At 40.1% G+C, this 15,790-nt stretch carries 11 protein-coding genes; 1 reads left to right on the forward strand and 10 read right to left on the reverse strand.

The window, feature by feature from the left end; translation table 11 throughout:
- Positions 1 to 129 precede the first annotated feature (129 nt).
- Genes mukB through cmoM form a run of 4 tightly spaced genes read right to left on the reverse strand, consistent with a single transcriptional unit; the run spans position 130 to position 7,388 of the window.
- Positions 130 to 4,572: a chromosome partition protein MukB gene (gene mukB, locus PSF31_RS07600; protein WP_096864227.1), complete on the reverse strand. Its 4,443-nt coding sequence runs from the start codon at positions 4,570 to 4,572 to the stop codon at positions 130 to 132.
- On the reverse strand, positions 4,572 to 5,297 hold the full coding sequence (gene mukE, locus PSF31_RS07605; protein WP_004256187.1) for a chromosome partition protein MukE: 726 nt from the start codon (positions 5,295 to 5,297) through the stop codon (positions 4,572 to 4,574). The genes mukB and mukE overlap by 1 nt, the downstream gene beginning before the upstream one ends.
- On the reverse strand, positions 5,278 to 6,603 hold the full coding sequence (mukF, locus tag PSF31_RS07610; RefSeq protein WP_096864228.1) for a chromosome partition protein MukF: 1,326 nt from the start codon (positions 6,601 to 6,603) through the stop codon (positions 5,278 to 5,280). The genes mukE and mukF overlap by 20 nt, the downstream gene beginning before the upstream one ends.
- Positions 6,600 to 7,388, reverse strand: a complete 789-nt coding sequence (gene cmoM, locus PSF31_RS07615) for a tRNA uridine 5-oxyacetic acid(34) methyltransferase CmoM (RefSeq protein WP_096864229.1) — start codon at positions 7,386 to 7,388, stop codon at positions 6,600 to 6,602. Before cmoM ends, mukF begins: the two co-directional genes overlap by 4 nt.
- A gap of 354 nt (positions 7,389 to 7,742) precedes the next feature.
- Between cmoM and elyC the strand changes: the two genes are divergently transcribed.
- Positions 7,743 to 8,570 carry an envelope biogenesis factor ElyC gene (gene elyC, locus PSF31_RS07620; protein WP_004256196.1) on the forward strand — a complete coding sequence of 276 codons (828 nt, stop codon included), beginning with the start codon at positions 7,743 to 7,745 and terminating at the stop codon, positions 8,568 to 8,570.
- Between the two features lie 87 nt (positions 8,571 to 8,657).
- On the opposite strand, the gene kdsB is transcribed toward elyC, so the two are convergent.
- The 6 genes from kdsB to PSF31_RS07650 form a co-directional block, all read right to left on the reverse strand.
- The gene (gene kdsB / locus PSF31_RS07625) at positions 8,658 to 9,404 is read right to left on the reverse strand and encodes a 3-deoxy-manno-octulosonate cytidylyltransferase (protein WP_096864230.1); all 747 of its coding nucleotides are present in this window, start codon (positions 9,402 to 9,404) and stop codon (positions 8,658 to 8,660) included.
- A gap of 5 nt (positions 9,405 to 9,409) precedes the next feature.
- A complete protein-coding gene (locus PSF31_RS07630; RefSeq protein WP_004256203.1) occupies positions 9,410 to 9,589 on the reverse strand; it encodes a Trm112 family protein in 180 nt (59 codons plus the stop codon).
- A gap of 139 nt (positions 9,590 to 9,728) precedes the next feature.
- Complete coding sequence (locus tag PSF31_RS07635; RefSeq protein WP_004256206.1) at positions 9,729 to 9,944, reverse strand: cold-shock protein; 216 nt, start codon at positions 9,942 to 9,944, stop codon at positions 9,729 to 9,731.
- Positions 9,945 to 10,348: 404 nt separating this feature from the next.
- Positions 10,349 to 11,347, reverse strand: coding sequence for a tetraacyldisaccharide 4'-kinase (lpxK, locus tag PSF31_RS07640; RefSeq protein ID WP_096864231.1), 999 nt, complete (start codon positions 11,345 to 11,347; stop codon positions 10,349 to 10,351).
- Positions 11,344 to 13,089, reverse strand: coding sequence for a lipid A ABC transporter ATP-binding protein/permease MsbA (msbA, locus tag PSF31_RS07645; protein ID WP_096864232.1), 1,746 nt, complete (start codon positions 13,087 to 13,089; stop codon positions 11,344 to 11,346). The genes lpxK and msbA overlap by 4 nt, the downstream gene beginning before the upstream one ends.
- A 36-nt stretch (positions 13,090 to 13,125) precedes the next feature.
- On the reverse strand, positions 13,126 to 15,519 hold the full coding sequence (locus tag PSF31_RS07650) for a DNA internalization-related competence protein ComEC/Rec2 (protein WP_257474437.1): 2,394 nt from the start codon (positions 15,517 to 15,519) through the stop codon (positions 13,126 to 13,128).
- Positions 15,520 to 15,790 lie beyond the last annotated feature (271 nt).

Raw genomic sequence — 15,790 nt, forward strand, 5'->3', positions numbered from 1 at the left:
TGTTTTAAACATCGGGTTTTATTCAAATTAATTAATAATCTTGTTAAATTGCATTTGCACTATTTGTTAAATACAAGAAAACCGATATTTATTCCTAAATACCGGCTTTCATTTCATTCACAAAAACTATTACTGCAATGTTGGTGCTTGTACGTTCGGGGTTTCTTGCCCGAAGCCTTTTAAGCCAACCACATGCACATGCTCATGATTACCAACCACTTTACGAACTAGCTTATAGGTTGTGCCCTTCTCAGGGCTAATATTCTCAGGCGCCGCAATAATTAGCTGCATTTCTAACCTGTCACACAGTTCAAATAAGGTTGCAATTGATTTAGCATCTAATCGCGCAGCTTCATCTAAGAATAATAACCGGCAAGGAATAATATCTTTAGCACGCAGACGGCGAGACTCTTCTTCCCAGCTTTGTACTACCATCACTAAGATGGACATACCTGTACCAATAGCCTCACCGGTGGATAACGCACCACTTTCTGCTTTTAACCAGCCATCTGAACCTCTATTAACCTCAACTTCTAATTCTAAGTAGTTGCGGTAATCGAGTAATTCTTCACCGATGGTTTGTGGCAACCGCTGCCCAACATCCACTTGAGGGTTAAGGCGTTGGTATAATTTCGCCATCGCTTCAGAGAAAGTTAACCGTTGGCTGGTAAACAAGTCTTGATGCATTTCACTTTCTTCAGAAAGGACACTGAGTAACAGCGCATGGCTTTCTCGAATATTCACATTGAGGCGAACCCCTTTAACCTGACCAAATGCCACGGCTTGCAGCCCTTGGTTTAGCATACGAATTCGATTCTGTTCGCGCTGAATGGTTTTGCGAATAATATTCGCCACACTTTTTGAACTGATCGCCAATTTTTGCTCACGCGCCGTTAGCTCTTCCGTTAAGCGCGCCAGCTCAATTTCCATTTGCTCGATTGCATCAATCGGGTCATCTGTACGAATGATGTCTTGGCGAATACGTTCACGTAGGTGTTGATATACCGCGATAAAGAATTTGATCTTCCGCTCAGGGTGTTTTGGATCTTCGGACAAACGCAGTACATCACGTAAATGTTCGTTATCCGCAACCGCTAAACGCAACGCACCTAAGGCTTTATCCGACATGGAACGTAAGCTGTCACCGTCAGTATAGGCCAGCTCACGGCGATGTAAACGACGCTCGACGCCATTGTCTTTCACCAAGCGCATTACCGCACACCAACCTGCTTTTGCCGTCACTACCTGCTCACGCAGCATATAGTAGTCTTTTTCTAACTTACGAAGCCGCTTCTGTAAGTTATCCATTTCAGCTTCACATAATGTCAGCTGTTTTTCTAACTGGTTAATACGGCTACGATTTTCCATGACGCGCTGGTGCAGCTCATCACGTCGAATACGAGCGCGCTCTTGAGCATCAGGATCAGCTTTTACGCCGATCTCTTGCATCTCAACTTCGAGCTCTTTCAACATTTCTTGTTTGGTATCGAAAGAACTGCGTAACGAGGCGAGAACTTGATGGAATTGTGCACTTTGTGCTTGGTGCTGACGCAGCTGTTCGCGAGCGCGTGTACGCTCGGTTTCTGCCTGCTCTAAACGCTGACGTAATTTTTCATTCAAGTCCGCGTTTTCATTCACCATTCCTGTTGAGTCACTGTAACTAAAGTGAGCACGACGCTGAACAACCTCAACTAATGCAAAGGCTTGCTGTTTTGCATTTTGTTGGCTGTGTTTTGCTGACTCATAATCTTTGCGTAATTGTTCATGTTGTTCAGGATCACTGAGTAACACTGTCACAATCGGTTCTAACTTTTCTAACGCATGACCATGTTTATTCAGGAAATGTGCCGCTTCTTCTGCTTCCGTTAGTTCTTCGTTTATCTCTTCGACTCTGTCCGCCAATGTTTCATCGAGTAATAACCCCATTTGAGGTAATAAACGATTAAGAGCCGCAAGGCTTTCTTTACCTTGTGCAAATTGTTGGCGTTGCTGCTGAGTTTGCTCTTCAAATTGTGCCAAAGCACGTTCAATTTCCGTGCGTTTCTGGTTAAGCGAACGAATTTCAGCTTCAGGATCATCTTCAAAGGCCACGGAAATGTGTTGGCCTATAAACCGACTGAATGCTTGGTGAGAACGCTGAATTTTCTGCACATCAAATGACAGATTCGCATAACGCTCAGCAAGCTCATCACGTTCAACAGTTAATGACTCTAAATGACTTTCACGAGCAGCACGACCAAACAAAGGCAATTCAGGATAACGAGAGTAACGCCATTGACGCTCAGACGAACGGACTAATACCGCATTTTCAAATTCCTGCGCATCAAAAACGCTGTCATCGAACGATTGAGGATCCCCCTCGATAAAATAAACATCGTCAGGGCAATCTTGTAATGTTTCGAGCTGGCCACGGACCACAGATAAGTCTTGAACCACAATACCATGACGAGCTGGGCCATATAACGCAGAAAAATAAGCCGCATCTTCGATGGTAATGTCATCATAAATTTCTGATAACAAAACACCATTAAAACGCTCAGCCAACGCTAACATGCGGCCATCTTCCGCACCACTTGGCTGACTTAACCGCTCAATTTGCTTTTCGAGATCTTTACGTTGGGCAGCAACTTCATCTCGTTCAACCGTTATTTCCCTTTCTTGTTCAAGGAGTTGCTGCATAAACTCAGTCACAGCAGTACTTGACTCAAACGTTTCATGGGATTGCTCATTAAGCTGTGTTAGCGCTTCTTGGGCCATAATCCATGCAGGGGCTTTAGATGAAAGTTGGCTAATCCGCTGGCGAATTTGTTCCAGTTCTTGGCGCATTTGCATTCGTCTTTCGCCACTCTCATTCACACCAATACTGAGCTCTTCTTGTTGCGCTTCCAGCTCAGCCATCAGTGCATCAAGCTCATCTGGCTCATAGCTTTGGCCATGACGTTTACAGAATTCCGCCAATAAGCGTTCTGCATTTTGCTGGCTATTCAGACGTTGTTGCAATTCAGATAGCTGCATTCGTAATGGTTGTACACGATCCGCTAAATGTTGTTGTGATGACCAATCACGTAATAATGCACGCGCTTGTTGGTATGCATCACTGCGGCTAACTTCCCCTACCATATTTCTAACTAATTGATAGGCTTGCTCAAATTGGCTATGTGCGGCATCCGCCACACTCATTTTTTGCTCAAGCGCTAATAACGCTTGGGTAGCTTGTTGTTCACGCGCTTCGAAGGTATCTAGCCATTCATCTGCGTTATCAATGGATAATTCAGGAAGCTGGCACAATTCACGAGCACGCGTTAAGGCATGCAAGGCTTGCTGGTACTGAATGGCACGTGTTTGTTGTACATCCAGTGCTTGTTGGTAGTCAGCTAATTGATTTTTTAATTCATCAACTTCAATTTCAGCAGCTTCAGCTCGTGCTTCATATTCTTCTTGAGTTTCAGTCGCTTCAGCAACAACTTCACTTTGTTCTTCAAGACGATAAGTCAGTTCTTCGATATCTGCTTGATAGCGATCGATTTTTTCTTGTTGACGCAGCGCGGCTTGCACTAAATTTAAATGGTCACTGGCAGCTTGGTAGTCAGCTTCTAATTCTGTAGATGCCCCATTTTGCTCATTCAATTCACGCGCCATTTCGACGCTACGAACTTGTTCAACACGTAATTGTTTACGGCTAGCTAATAGCTCATTGCGCGCAGCCAGTGCTGCATCAAGGTGAATGCGTCTTTCATTGGAATGGCGCATATAATCCGCAGAAACATAATCAGTCGCCTGGCTAATCAAATGCTTGAATAAGTCGCGGTCTGATTGAGTGACACGAATGGCTTCTAATGTTAAACGGTTTTCACGCAGAGCCGCTTCCATATCTTGGAATGCTTTACGTACCCCACTGTTTTCTGGCAACAAATAATCACGTAATGAGCGAGTAATGGCACTAGAAATACCGCCATATAGTGACGCTTCAATCAGTCGATAATATTTGCTTCGGTCACTCGCAGAACGTAAGCGTTTCGGTAACACGCCTAATTCAAACAGTGTCGAGTGGTAATCGGTAATTGAGCTAAACTGCTTAAACAAAACGCCTTCCTGTTCTTCAAGACGTTCTTTTAGCTCATTGAGTGGGATCACTTTTGCTTGGCGGCCATCGATAACTTCCGTCAATATTTCCGTTGGAACTGTCGCTAATGGAATGCCTTGTACCATAAATGGCTTAATATCGACTTTTTTATCGCGCCCTGCGACTTGCTGTAAACGCACCCCCACCATGACGCGCTGATGCTTCGAATTTAACACATCCAAAATAGCGTAACAGACACCAGGACGTAACTTACCATGCAAGCCTTTATCACGAGAACCTGAGGTCGCGCCGGCTTCCGTTGTGTTACGGAAGTGAAGTAAGGTTAAATCTGGGATCATCGCGGTAATAAATGCCGCCATGGTTGTTGATTTACCCGCACCATTACCACCCGATAACGTGGTCACTAATTCATCAAGGTCAAAAGTTCGGGCAAAAAAACCGTTCCAATTCACCAGCGTCAGTGAGCGAAATTTTCCGCGTTCAATCATTATTCTTCATCCTCATCACTTTCTGCCGGTTCTTGACTCTCTTCGCCATCCTCTTCATCACTATCTTTTAGTGATAATTCACCGTCAAGAGAGATAGCTTCACCATCACGGATCATCCGTAACTGTGCATCTTGTGGGTTATCGCCACTGCGCACATCGGCGCCAAAACGGAATACAGATTCACTAATAATAAATTTACTCGAATCATTTTGCAGAAAATGCACCATTCCCAAGCGACGTAAACGATTGAGTGATGTTCTTAATTTTTCCTGCAATTTTTGTTTATCTAGGTCAGAGCCTGTCGAACGTTGATTAACAAATTTAAGTAGTTTGCTTTCATCCGCTAATGATAATAATTCTTCAAATAACTCTTGTGAGGTAAAAATACCTTGGTTACTCAAGCGTTCAGGGCTGAGATAGAGATAACAAAGAATTTTCCCAACCATCATATCTAATTCAGATAACACAGAGCGAGGTATTAAGGTTGTTGATCGCGGACGTAAATAGAAGAACCCCTCAGGGGCACGAATTAATTCTACGTTATATCGTGCATAAAATTGTTCTAATGCTTCCTGAAAATCCATTAAAAATGCGTGGTTATCAAGGTCATCAACACTAATATGGCGACCTGAACGCAATTGGCTGTCTAGCTCTGGAAAAATCGGGTTAGCTAATGCTTGAGCCAGTTTAACTGGCATAAATTGTTCAATATTTGTCGATGACATGTGCCTGTACCTTGGCTCCGTGATCATTAATAGCTTGCCATTCTGCCGGTAATCCCGCCAAATCAGCCTCTGCGATACCTAATTTAACAGCTTGGTCGATAATAATTCGAGCAACATCAAAATGACGTTTTTGTGGATATTGCAGTAAGTACTCATGCAACACACGGCCAACATCGAGCGGCCGTTGCTCTGCTTTATAAATAGCTAACTCAACTTCCATTAGCTCAGCAAGCTTGTCATTTAATTCACTAAACTCTTCAAACTCAAGCTCTGGTGGTAATTCACCCATGACCTCTTCATCATGCAACGCGAGCTCTTCATCACGCATATCGAATAACCGATCCGCATTAGCGTAAGTGAGTGCCCAAGGGCTATCAAGGTAGTGCTGAACAGATTGACGTAACCGCTGAGAAAATATTCTATTTTTATCCATATCGATAGCTGTACGGATAAACTTATGAACATGACGGTCATAACCAATCCATAAATCGATAGATTGTTGACCCCAGCTAACAATACGGTCTAGTTTATTTTGCAGGTCAAAAACCAACCTATCCACTAAGTCAGAGAACGCCGGCGCATTCATATTAGCTTCTTGAATACGTAATAAATTCGCTTGCAGTTTATCCCCTGCGGCTTCCAATGTGTCTTGCAACTCACGCAATGTACCTGATGTTTCTGATAATAATTGCTCACAGTTAGCAATAGCTGCCTGCCAGTCTTGATTTAATAATGCGGCAATATCTTCTTTTACTGAATTTTGCTGTTCATCCATAATACGTTGGGATAAATCAATACTGTCAAAAATTTCAGCAACTGAATATTTTAGTGGGGCAAACACGTAACGATGCCAATAAAATTCATCACCACCTTCCTCTGCGGCTTCAGCGGCACGTTGCAGCTCTCCTGCAACAATAGAAAGTTGCATGGAAAGTCTTAATGTTGAGAACTCTCTCTGACGAATATAATAATCGCTGATGCCAATCCCCAAAGGGGTTAACCGGTAAATTGCATTACCTTCAACAATGTCACTGGCAAAACGGTTAAAAATCTTCTGGCGAACCATATCATTGATGGCATTATTGGCCCTTACTGCCAATGATTCAGTTGTCTGCTCAAACCCTTTGCAAACTTCACGAAAGGCATCAACCAGTTCCCCTTCACTCATTTCACCATTGACTCTTTCACTATTTAATACCGCCACCGCAAGCAAAAATGCTAAACGTTCAGCGGGAAGTGAAATCGAAAAATCATTTTTTCGTGCCCAAGACACAAGTTCAGGGACGGTCTGGGAAAAATCACTCATAAATCGTCCTTTTGTATTTGTTTGCGTGCCATGACATGAATATAACGCCCCATGCTAATATAGGGTTCTTCACGGCAATACTGCTGTTCTAATGCCAACAATGCCGGAAAATCTTTTTGCTGTAACTGCCGACTTTGTAAATAGTCATGGAATACCCTGACACCACTTTTACCGATGATTTGCATATTACACTCGCCCAACCAAGCATCAACCTGATGAGGAAAAAGCGGGTTTTGTGGTGATAACGAGCGTTTACGACGACGTTGAATATGTGGCGTTGCAAGATGAAAATTTCCTAAAATTGCATTACGCATCACCAGACCATTTGCATTATAGAACATGACAGAAAATACGCCTTCTGGTCTAATTATATCTACCAGTTGTTCAATTGCATATTTTTGATCGCTAATCCATTCAAGTACCGCATGAAATAAAACAAGGTCAACAGGTTCATCAATGTATTGTGCAACATCTTGCACCGCACAATGCACAAAACGCATGTTATCGCTAATACCTTGTTCCTTGGCAAGCTCACTACCTCGTTCCAACATCTCTTCAGATAAATCGCAAAGTATCACCTGATGCCCCATTTCGGCGAGTTTGCGTGAAAAGTGTCCTTCACCACCACCTGCATCAAGTATTTTTAGAGTTTTACCCTCAAATTGGCTGCTTAATAATTGAGTTAAATCTTGCCAAACTACCGCTTCTCGTATTTTTCCTTTTGTCGTTCCGTAGATGTTTTTTGCAAATTTATCGACAATATCATCAAAGTTGCGGTCTGCCATGTGCTATCCGGTTGCCTATCATCTATTATTTAAAGCGGTTTATGAGCCAATTTGTCGCGAAAAAACGTAAAATGGTTGATTACATCCTGATATTGAGAAAATTAACTCTAACCAGAAATATTCTCACATTGCAGCGTATTTATCACATACAATGCGAGGCGACTGTTAAAACAGGAATTATAACAGATAATAGCTATATTTTTGCATAGTACTTCATTGTGCTCAGCAATTTTCAGTTTGCTACTATTAAACACTATTCTGTTATTTTCCCTCTAATTTCGCTGCGTTATTGCATATTTTTCCGTAGATTCTGCCACAATGATTAATCGATAACCCTTAAGAATAGGCTTAGTTATGTTATTTATCTTAAAAAAATATATTGGTTCTCTATTGATGCCATTACCATTATTACTCATCATCGGGTTTATCGGATTGCTTTTGCTTTGGTTTACACGCTGGCAGCGTTGTGGAAAGGCGTTTACTACCCTAAGTTTAGTTTTAATAACTCTGTTGGGGTTACAGCCTGTTTCAGATACTTTACTTGCCCCAGCAGAAAAACAATTCAATAAGCGCTATGAATTAATTACTGAGAATCCACCTCAAGATGTACGTTATATTGTTGTTCTCGGTGGCGGTTTTACGTATAACCCTGATTGGAGTCCAAGTTCCAATCTGTTGAATAATAGCCTACCTAGAGTGACTGAAGGTGTTCGTCTTTACCTTAAACACCCTGGTAGTAAACTAATTTTCACTGGCGGTAAAGCGAGTAGTCCTATCAGCAGTGCCGAAGTTGCTGCACAAGTTGCTCAATCCTTGGGTGTCCCCGCACAAGATACTATTCCACTCACTGAACCCAAAGATACACAAGAGGAAGCTTATGAAGTTGAAAAAATCATTGGGAAATCTCCTTTTTTATTAGTAACTTCTGCTAACCATCTACCTCGAGCGATGACTATGTTTACTCAACGAGGAATGAACCCTTTCCCTGCCCCCGCAAATCAGTTGGTTATCACGAGTGAAATTAATCCATGGGAGAAATATATCCCTTCCTCTTATTACTTTGGCCATAGTGAACGTGCTTGGTATGAATTTCTTGGTACGCTTTGGTGGCATTTAAAACCCAATAATACACAGGCGTTAGAAGAGCAACTTGCTACGCCTGAGTCAGTTACCGCTGAATAGTAGCAAAAAAGGTGTAATCTATTGAGATTACACCTTTTGTTTAGCTAAATCGCATATTGGCTATTTGAGCTATTAGGAAAATGTGGGCTACTGAATAAATTGACTTCTAACGAGTTCAAGATCTTCAGGGGTATCAACACCAGCACCTGGCGTAGTTTTCGCGACATCCACATGAATTTTCTCGCCATACCAAAGCACCCTAAGTTGCTCTAGCATTTCGATTTTCTCTAATGGGCTTGCTTCCCACTTAATATAACGACGAATAAACCCTGCTCGATAAGCGTATATACCAATGTGACGCAAAAAGGTATCCCCTATTACATCATGGCTTTTCGCAAAGTTGTCTCTATCCCAAGGAATAGTTGCCCGAGAAAAATACAATGCATAACCTTCGTGATCAGTAACAACCTTGACAGTATTTGGATTAAACGCTTCATGAGCATCATTAATAGGTACAGCTAGCGTCCCCATTTCAGCTTTACTCCCCTGAAGATTACGAGCAACTTGGCTGATAATCTCAGGTGGAATTAAAGGTTCATCACCTTGCACATTCACAATGATTTCATCGTCAGAAAAAGCATAGGTATCAATAACTTCAGCTAGTCTTTCTGTCCCAGACTGATGATTTGGGTTAGTCATACAAGCTTCACCACCTGCTTCAATCACCGCTTTAGCAACATCAGAGTGATCTGTCGCAACTATCACTCGGCTAGCCCCCGATTTAACAGCTTGCTCCATTACTCGAACAACCATTGGCTTGCCATGGATATCAGCCAAAGGTTTACCTGGTAAGCGTGTTGAGGCATAACGAGCAGGAATAATAACCGTAAACATGAGGATTACTGACCTTCATCTAATGAAACGGGGCGCGCTTCATTTTCTAGTAATACAGGGATGCCGTCACGAATTGGATAGGCTAAATGATCAAACTTACAGATAAGTTCGAGGTTTTCTTTGTTATAACTTAATTTGCCGTGACATACAGGACAGGCAACGATTTCAAGTAAACGGTGATCCATGTTTTCTCCCGAATGGATTTTAACTCACTTGGAGTCAGGATATCACATGCAGATATCACCGTTAACTTTAATCTTCCTGAATAAGATCTCCTGCGAGAGATGAGAGGATAAAAGCAGGAGAAATTGTTCTGTTTATTATCTAATAAGCAATAACGTCAGCTGCCGTTATGCCATCCGAATTACGAGTAACAGAGAACTCAACGTTTTGGCCTTCGAATAATGATTTGATTTTTTTATTAGCAATTGACTTTGTTGTCACAAATACATCATCACCACCATTGAATGGTGAAATAAAACCGTAACCTTCTTTTGCGTCAAACCACTTAACTCGACCCATATGTAATTGAAAATTCATATTAAAACTCCTTTTGTTCTGAGAACAATATTTTTTTTATCTTTGTATCATTACTCTTTCTTGCTTCCCATTTATAAAATGCCGATCTATTAATACATCAAAGAGTAATTAAACTTTACCAATTCATGCGCACAAATCATTGCGCATATTCTATAACGCCCATATATATATAGATTTCAGACACCGCTAATCTACTGCGAAGTTAACAGTCTATTTTGACATTATGATGACAAAACGCAGTGACAGCGACTTTACAATGTAGATTACGCGAGGATATGAAGACTAACTAAAGAACGGAGCGTGAAATTTAAGCTAGTATAAAATCCAATTATCAATGTATTGTATCTAGATACATAATAAGTAGATCTATATCACATTGGAGATATTATTATCACAGAGGAACGTTATAGACAAGTTTTTTTGTTATTTGTGATAAGTTTTCTTATTCCGCTTAAGATTTTTTCAGCGTCAATCGGCTGCAATTGTGCTTGTACTGGAAGGAACCACCAATTTGGTTGTGCAAAAGCACGGCATTTCACCGCGTCTTTTTCGGTCATTAATAAGTTTTGCTCATTTTTAACTAACGGTGAAAGCTGTTTTAATTCATACGATTGGTGATCAGCAAAAGCATGAGTGTTAATAACTTCGACCCCTTTGTTTTCTAATGAGGTAAAAAAACGAGGAGGATGACCAATACCTGCCATTGCGACAACCGCAGGTAACTGTGTAACTGCACGTTTTTCACCAGTCACCAAGTTATAAGCAACATCGCCTTCAAGGGCCATTACGGCTTCATTTTCTTGAGCTTCACCACCGTTAACAATGACAGCATTAACACGCTTTAAACGCCCAGCCCTTTCACGCATAGGCCCTGCGGGTAGCCACCAACCATTACCAAAACGACGCTGGCCATCAATAACGACAATCTCATAGTCACGTTGCAATGCATAGTGCTGCAACCCATCATCAGTAATAATCACATCTAATGGGAATTTTTCCAATAACGCTTTAACTGCATCACTGCGCTTAGGCGCAACAGCCACGGGGGATTTAGTACGATGAAAAATTAGTATGGGTTCATCCCCAGCAACTTCAGTTTTCGTCGTTTCATCGAGTATCAGCGGGTACTTTTCAGCTTTACCGCCATACCCTCGAGAAACAACCCCCACGCGGTAGCCTTCTTTGGTGAGTGATTCCACTAACCAGATAACAACAGGGGTTTTACCATTTCCCCCCGCTGTCAGGTTTCCCACCACTACCACTGGAATTGGCGCTTTCCATGAACGTTTCAGCCCGATTTTATAAGCTATATCCCTAATTACCGTTACCAACCCATAAAGGAAAGATAACGGCAGCAATAAAAGATACAGCCATGACTTGCCAGACCAAATGCGTTCTATCATTGTTTAAACTGAATGCTATGTAACTGTGAATATGCGCCATCTTGAGCTAATAGCGATTTATGGTCACCACGCTCAATGATTCGGCCATCTTGTACAACTAATATCTCATCTGCATTTTCTATCGTCGATAACCTGTGGGCAATGACCAAAGATGTTCTATTTTTCTGTAACTCATCAAGAGCAGCTTGAATAGCACGTTCAGACTCTGTATCTAGCGCGGATGTCGCCTCATCAAGAATAAGAATTGGGGCATCACGTAGCAGTGCTCGAGCAATCGCGATCCTTTGACGTTGCCCTCCAGAAAGCATAACACCATTTTCACCAATAACCGTGTCCAAGCCTTTTTCAAGTTTAGCAATAAAATCCATTGCATAAGCCATTTCTGCAGCTTTCTCTATTTGCTCACGGCTGTAGCTGCCGTCTGTTGCATAGGCAATATTATTGGCTATCGTATCGTTAAATAGATAAACATGCTGAGAAACTAACGCGACTTGACTACGTAATGAAGATAACGTGTATTCACGAATGTCATGCCCATCAATTTGAATAGACCCCTCGTCGATGTCATAAAAACGTGTAATCAAATTTGCAATTGTGGACTTACCTGAACCTGATCGCCCAACCAGAGCAACTGATTTCCCTGCTGGCAAAGTAAACGAAACATCGTCTAACGCAGGATGTTCTTTGGTTGCATAGGTAAAAGTAACATGTTCAAATTTAATATCTCCTTTAACCTCTTTAAGTACTTTATTTCCGTTATCTTTTTCTTGTTCGGAATCTAAGATAGCAAATAAAGTTTGGCAAGCCGCCATACCACGCTGGAATTGTGAGTTAACGTTAGTTAATGATTTTAAAGGACGCATCAGTGCAAACATTGATGAGAAAACAACTGCAATTGTACCCGATGTTAATTCATCACGAATTTCAGGAAAACTCGCTGCATAAAGGACAAATGCTAATGCAAATGATGCAATTAACTGAACAATAGGGTCTGAAATTGCTGAAGCGGTTACCATTTTCATATTTTGGCGACGCATGTTGTTACTGACTTTATTAAAGCGTTCAGTCTCAACTTTCTGTCCCCCAAAAATTAAAACTTCTTTATGGCCTTTTAACATCTGTTCAGCACTTGCCGTCACATGCCCCATACCGGTTTGCATGTTTTTACTAATCTTACGAAAACGTTTAGAGACGATACGAATAGTGACTGATACAATCGGGGCAATTACGATTAAAATAAGAGAAAGTTGCCAGCTATAATAAAACATCATCGCAAACAACCCGATGATATAAGCACTTTCACGAATAATTGTAATTAATGCTCCAGAAGAAGAAGATGCAACTTGTTCTGAATCATAGGTAATTCTAGATAATAGTGTTCCTGTCGATTGCTGGTCAAAAAAACTAACAGGCATTCCCATCATATGACCAAATAATTTACGCCGCATGTTCATCACGACTTTACCTGCAACCCAGGAAACACAATAGGTTGAAACAAAGCTAGACCCACCTCGAACAACCATTAAACCTAACACCGCAAGCGGAAGCCATTTTAAAACTTCATTATCTGCTTTATCAAAGCCCTCATCCAATAAAGGTTTTAATAAAGAAATCATAAACGCGTCACCCGCTGCGTTTATGATAAGTGCTATTGCTGCAACGATTAAACCCGCTTTAAAAGGCGCAATTATCGGCCACAAGCGACGAAAAGTTTGTTTTGTCGAAAGGTCTTTATCATTCATACTTTTAATTACCAGACTTAATGTAAGCGCACTATTCTACTCGGGAAATAGCGGTAAGCCAAACCACAGATGATACCAGCGGGGCTGAATTTCATAGCGATAACGTGAAATTTTAATTTTTTCCTTTTTAAACCATATAGTTAACTGGCCATCTTCCGCTGTATTTAACCATTTAATATTATTATTTTTATACCGAAAATAGACTTTTGGCGATGGAATTTTCCATGCACTATACCTTGCTGATGAGACTACCACCATTGAAGGTTGAACATTTCTTAATAATAAATCAGTTGATGACGTGCTGCTTCCATGATGAGGAGCGAAAAGAAGAGTCGAACGTAACCGATTCTTGTACATTGCGACCAGTGATTTTTCCCCTTGTTTTTCGATATCTCCTGTTAATAAAATTTTATGAAACCCATCCGTTAATTGAATAACACAAGAATCATCATTATGTGATATTGGTGCTAGCTTTTCAGGCCATAATACTTCAAAAGTTAATATCCCCCACTGCCATTTTTGGCCTTTAAAACACGGAAGGTGTTCCATACTTTTTATATTATTAGTTTTTTCCCTATTTACCGACGTTTTTTGTGGACTAAAGCTACTTCTTACACTTAGCCATGGGTATTGCTGGATTAAATAATTTGTGCCACCAGTATGGTCTAAATGATTATGGCTTAAAATTATCCCAATTGGGGTGATATCGTGATATTTAAGAAAAGGAACAATTTGACGCTGTGCATTGCTTCCCCCTTTCCAAGCGTTTCCAGTATCATAAAGTAATGCCAAGTTGTTTTGTTCTATCACAACCGCTAACCCGTGGCCGATATCTAATACCGTAATTTTCCAGCCTTCTTTGAATTGCTTACCACTTCCCCTTTCTAAGAAAATTGAAATAACCACACAACCAATAAGCCCAAAATAACGTTTATACCACTTAAATAAGACAACAATGATGCTTAGCCAACATATTAAAAATAAATAATAAGGAACATTGATAAATTCTGACCAAAAGGTACTTAAATAAGGTAATGGTTCTAGCCCCATATCTATAACCCTATCTATCGTATATAAAATAGGTTGCTGAACCACTTTTATTGGTACTAAAAACAAGAGCAAAATAGCAGGAACAACACACCAAGAAACTAACGGGACAAACCAGATATTTGCCACTAACCCCATTACATTAATACCATTAAATAGACTAAGTTGCATTGGGATCAGTAAGACTAGTAAGCCAATTTGTAAATGGGTTAACCCTATAATTTTCCCCTTTACACCTTTAGATAAATGATATGGTAGTGGAAATATGGTTAACCAATAAAGAATGGCTAGCACAGCGAAACTAGATAACCAAAAACTATCTGACAAAATAGCCAATGGGTCTAATAATAATATTCCTGCGATACTCCACAGTGCCCATTGCCAAGCAAAATACCTTGCAGGCTTATTTCTGATATATATCCATAATAGTAGGGCAAATAATGCTCGAGTCGCAGGGATAGCAAAGCCAGAGATCCATGCATAAAAAATTGCTAGCCCTATACCAATTACTACTGGTAGTGTTTCATTGACATACTTTATTGGTAAAAAATATTGAATCACTCGAGTGATAAGAAAGCCAAACAAGTAAGCTAACCCAATATGCAAGCCTGATATAGCCATTAAATGTGTCAAACCTGTTCTCTGTAGTAAATATGTTTGTTCTACTGCCAACAAACTTCTATCTCCAAACATTAGTCCATAAATAATCCCTTTATTAGATAATGAATTAATTAGCTCCATATAATTATGGATAACTTTTTGTCTTACAGAACAATCCTTTTTTAATAATTCTATTTTCTTACTTTTCAAAACTCCAATGATTCTATTAGCCAAATAATAACGTTGTAGGTTAAATCCTCCTTCATTTAGTGAGCTGTGTAGTGGCTTTACAGTGCCATTGATTCGCCACAACTGCCCAGCGCAAACAGTTTCCTTTGTTTTCCATGTAGCATATAACGGAGGAAAAACAATGCGATTGTTAATTTTATCAATACGTACTTTGATTTTTTGCTCTTTGCTATTCAAAGGAATACCAACAATAACCACATCAATATCGTTATTTTTTTTAGATAGATAATTAATATGATTAATGATGTTAATTCCATGCCAATTAGCCCATAGAAAAAACATAATAATTAGTGCTAAAAACTTGCCTGATTTACCAAATATAAAGAATATTATTAATACCGATACAAACAAAGAAACAAATAATAATTCACTCAGCATTAAAATTTTAGGTATAAATAAAAGTGGTAATGTACCTAAAATCAAAGCAATAGAAGCCATTGTCATCGAAACAGACAATTTCCCATTAAAGATTAAATTACATTTTTTGATTGAGTTATTTAGCCATCTTATTATGTAGATGATATTTTTTATCAACTTTTGTATCCCTACATAGCGTTTATTTGCTTTAGTTTATTTATTCCTATGAATTTTTTAAGTCTCTTTGTTTTATTTTTCGTAGCGCTTCCCAATATGTTTTTTACTGATAAAAATATACATATTAGTTTGCGAGGAGCTTCGCAAAACACGTATATATCTCTAAAGCTGCTTTTGGATTTATTTTATTATTTTTATAGGCTTTAAAAGTATAGAAGTGGTGTTGGTGTTGGTGTTGGTGTTGGTGTTGGTGTTGGTGTTGGTGTTGGTG

The organism is Providencia sp. PROV156, from assembly GCF_028480905.1.
GTDB lineage: Bacteria > Pseudomonadota > Gammaproteobacteria > Enterobacterales > Enterobacteriaceae > Providencia > Providencia hangzhouensis.

Bases quoted from the DNA above. Each gene is read 5' to 3' on its own strand.
- lpxK (WP_096864231.1), bottom strand. From the start codon at position 11,347: ATGATAGAACGCATTTGGTCTGGCAAGTCATGGCTGTATCTTTTATTG.
- mukE (WP_004256187.1), bottom strand. From the start codon at position 5,297: ATGTCATCGACAAATATTGAACAATTTATGCCAGTTAAACTGGCTCAA.
- cmoM (WP_096864229.1), bottom strand. From the start codon at position 7,388: ATGGCAGACCGCAACTTTGATGATATTGTCGATAAATTTGCAAAAAAC.
- PSF31_RS07635 (WP_004256206.1), bottom strand. From the start codon at position 9,944: ATGAATTTTCAATTACATATGGGTCGAGTTAAGTGGTTTGACGCAAAA.
- PSF31_RS07630 (WP_004256203.1), bottom strand. From the start codon at position 9,589: ATGGATCACCGTTTACTTGAAATCGTTGCCTGTCCTGTATGTCACGGC.
- mukB (WP_096864227.1), bottom strand. From the start codon at position 4,572: ATGATTGAACGCGGAAAATTTCGCTCACTGACGCTGGTGAATTGGAAC.
- kdsB (WP_096864230.1), bottom strand. From the start codon at position 9,404: ATGTTTACGGTTATTATTCCTGCTCGTTATGCCTCAACACGCTTACCA.
- msbA (WP_096864232.1), bottom strand. From the start codon at position 13,089: ATGAATGATAAAGACCTTTCGACAAAACAAACTTTTCGTCGCTTGTGG.
- elyC (WP_004256196.1), top strand. From the start codon at position 7,743: ATGTTATTTATCTTAAAAAAATATATTGGTTCTCTATTGATGCCATTA.
- mukF (WP_096864228.1), bottom strand. From the start codon at position 6,603: ATGAGTGATTTTTCCCAGACCGTCCCTGAACTTGTGTCTTGGGCACGA.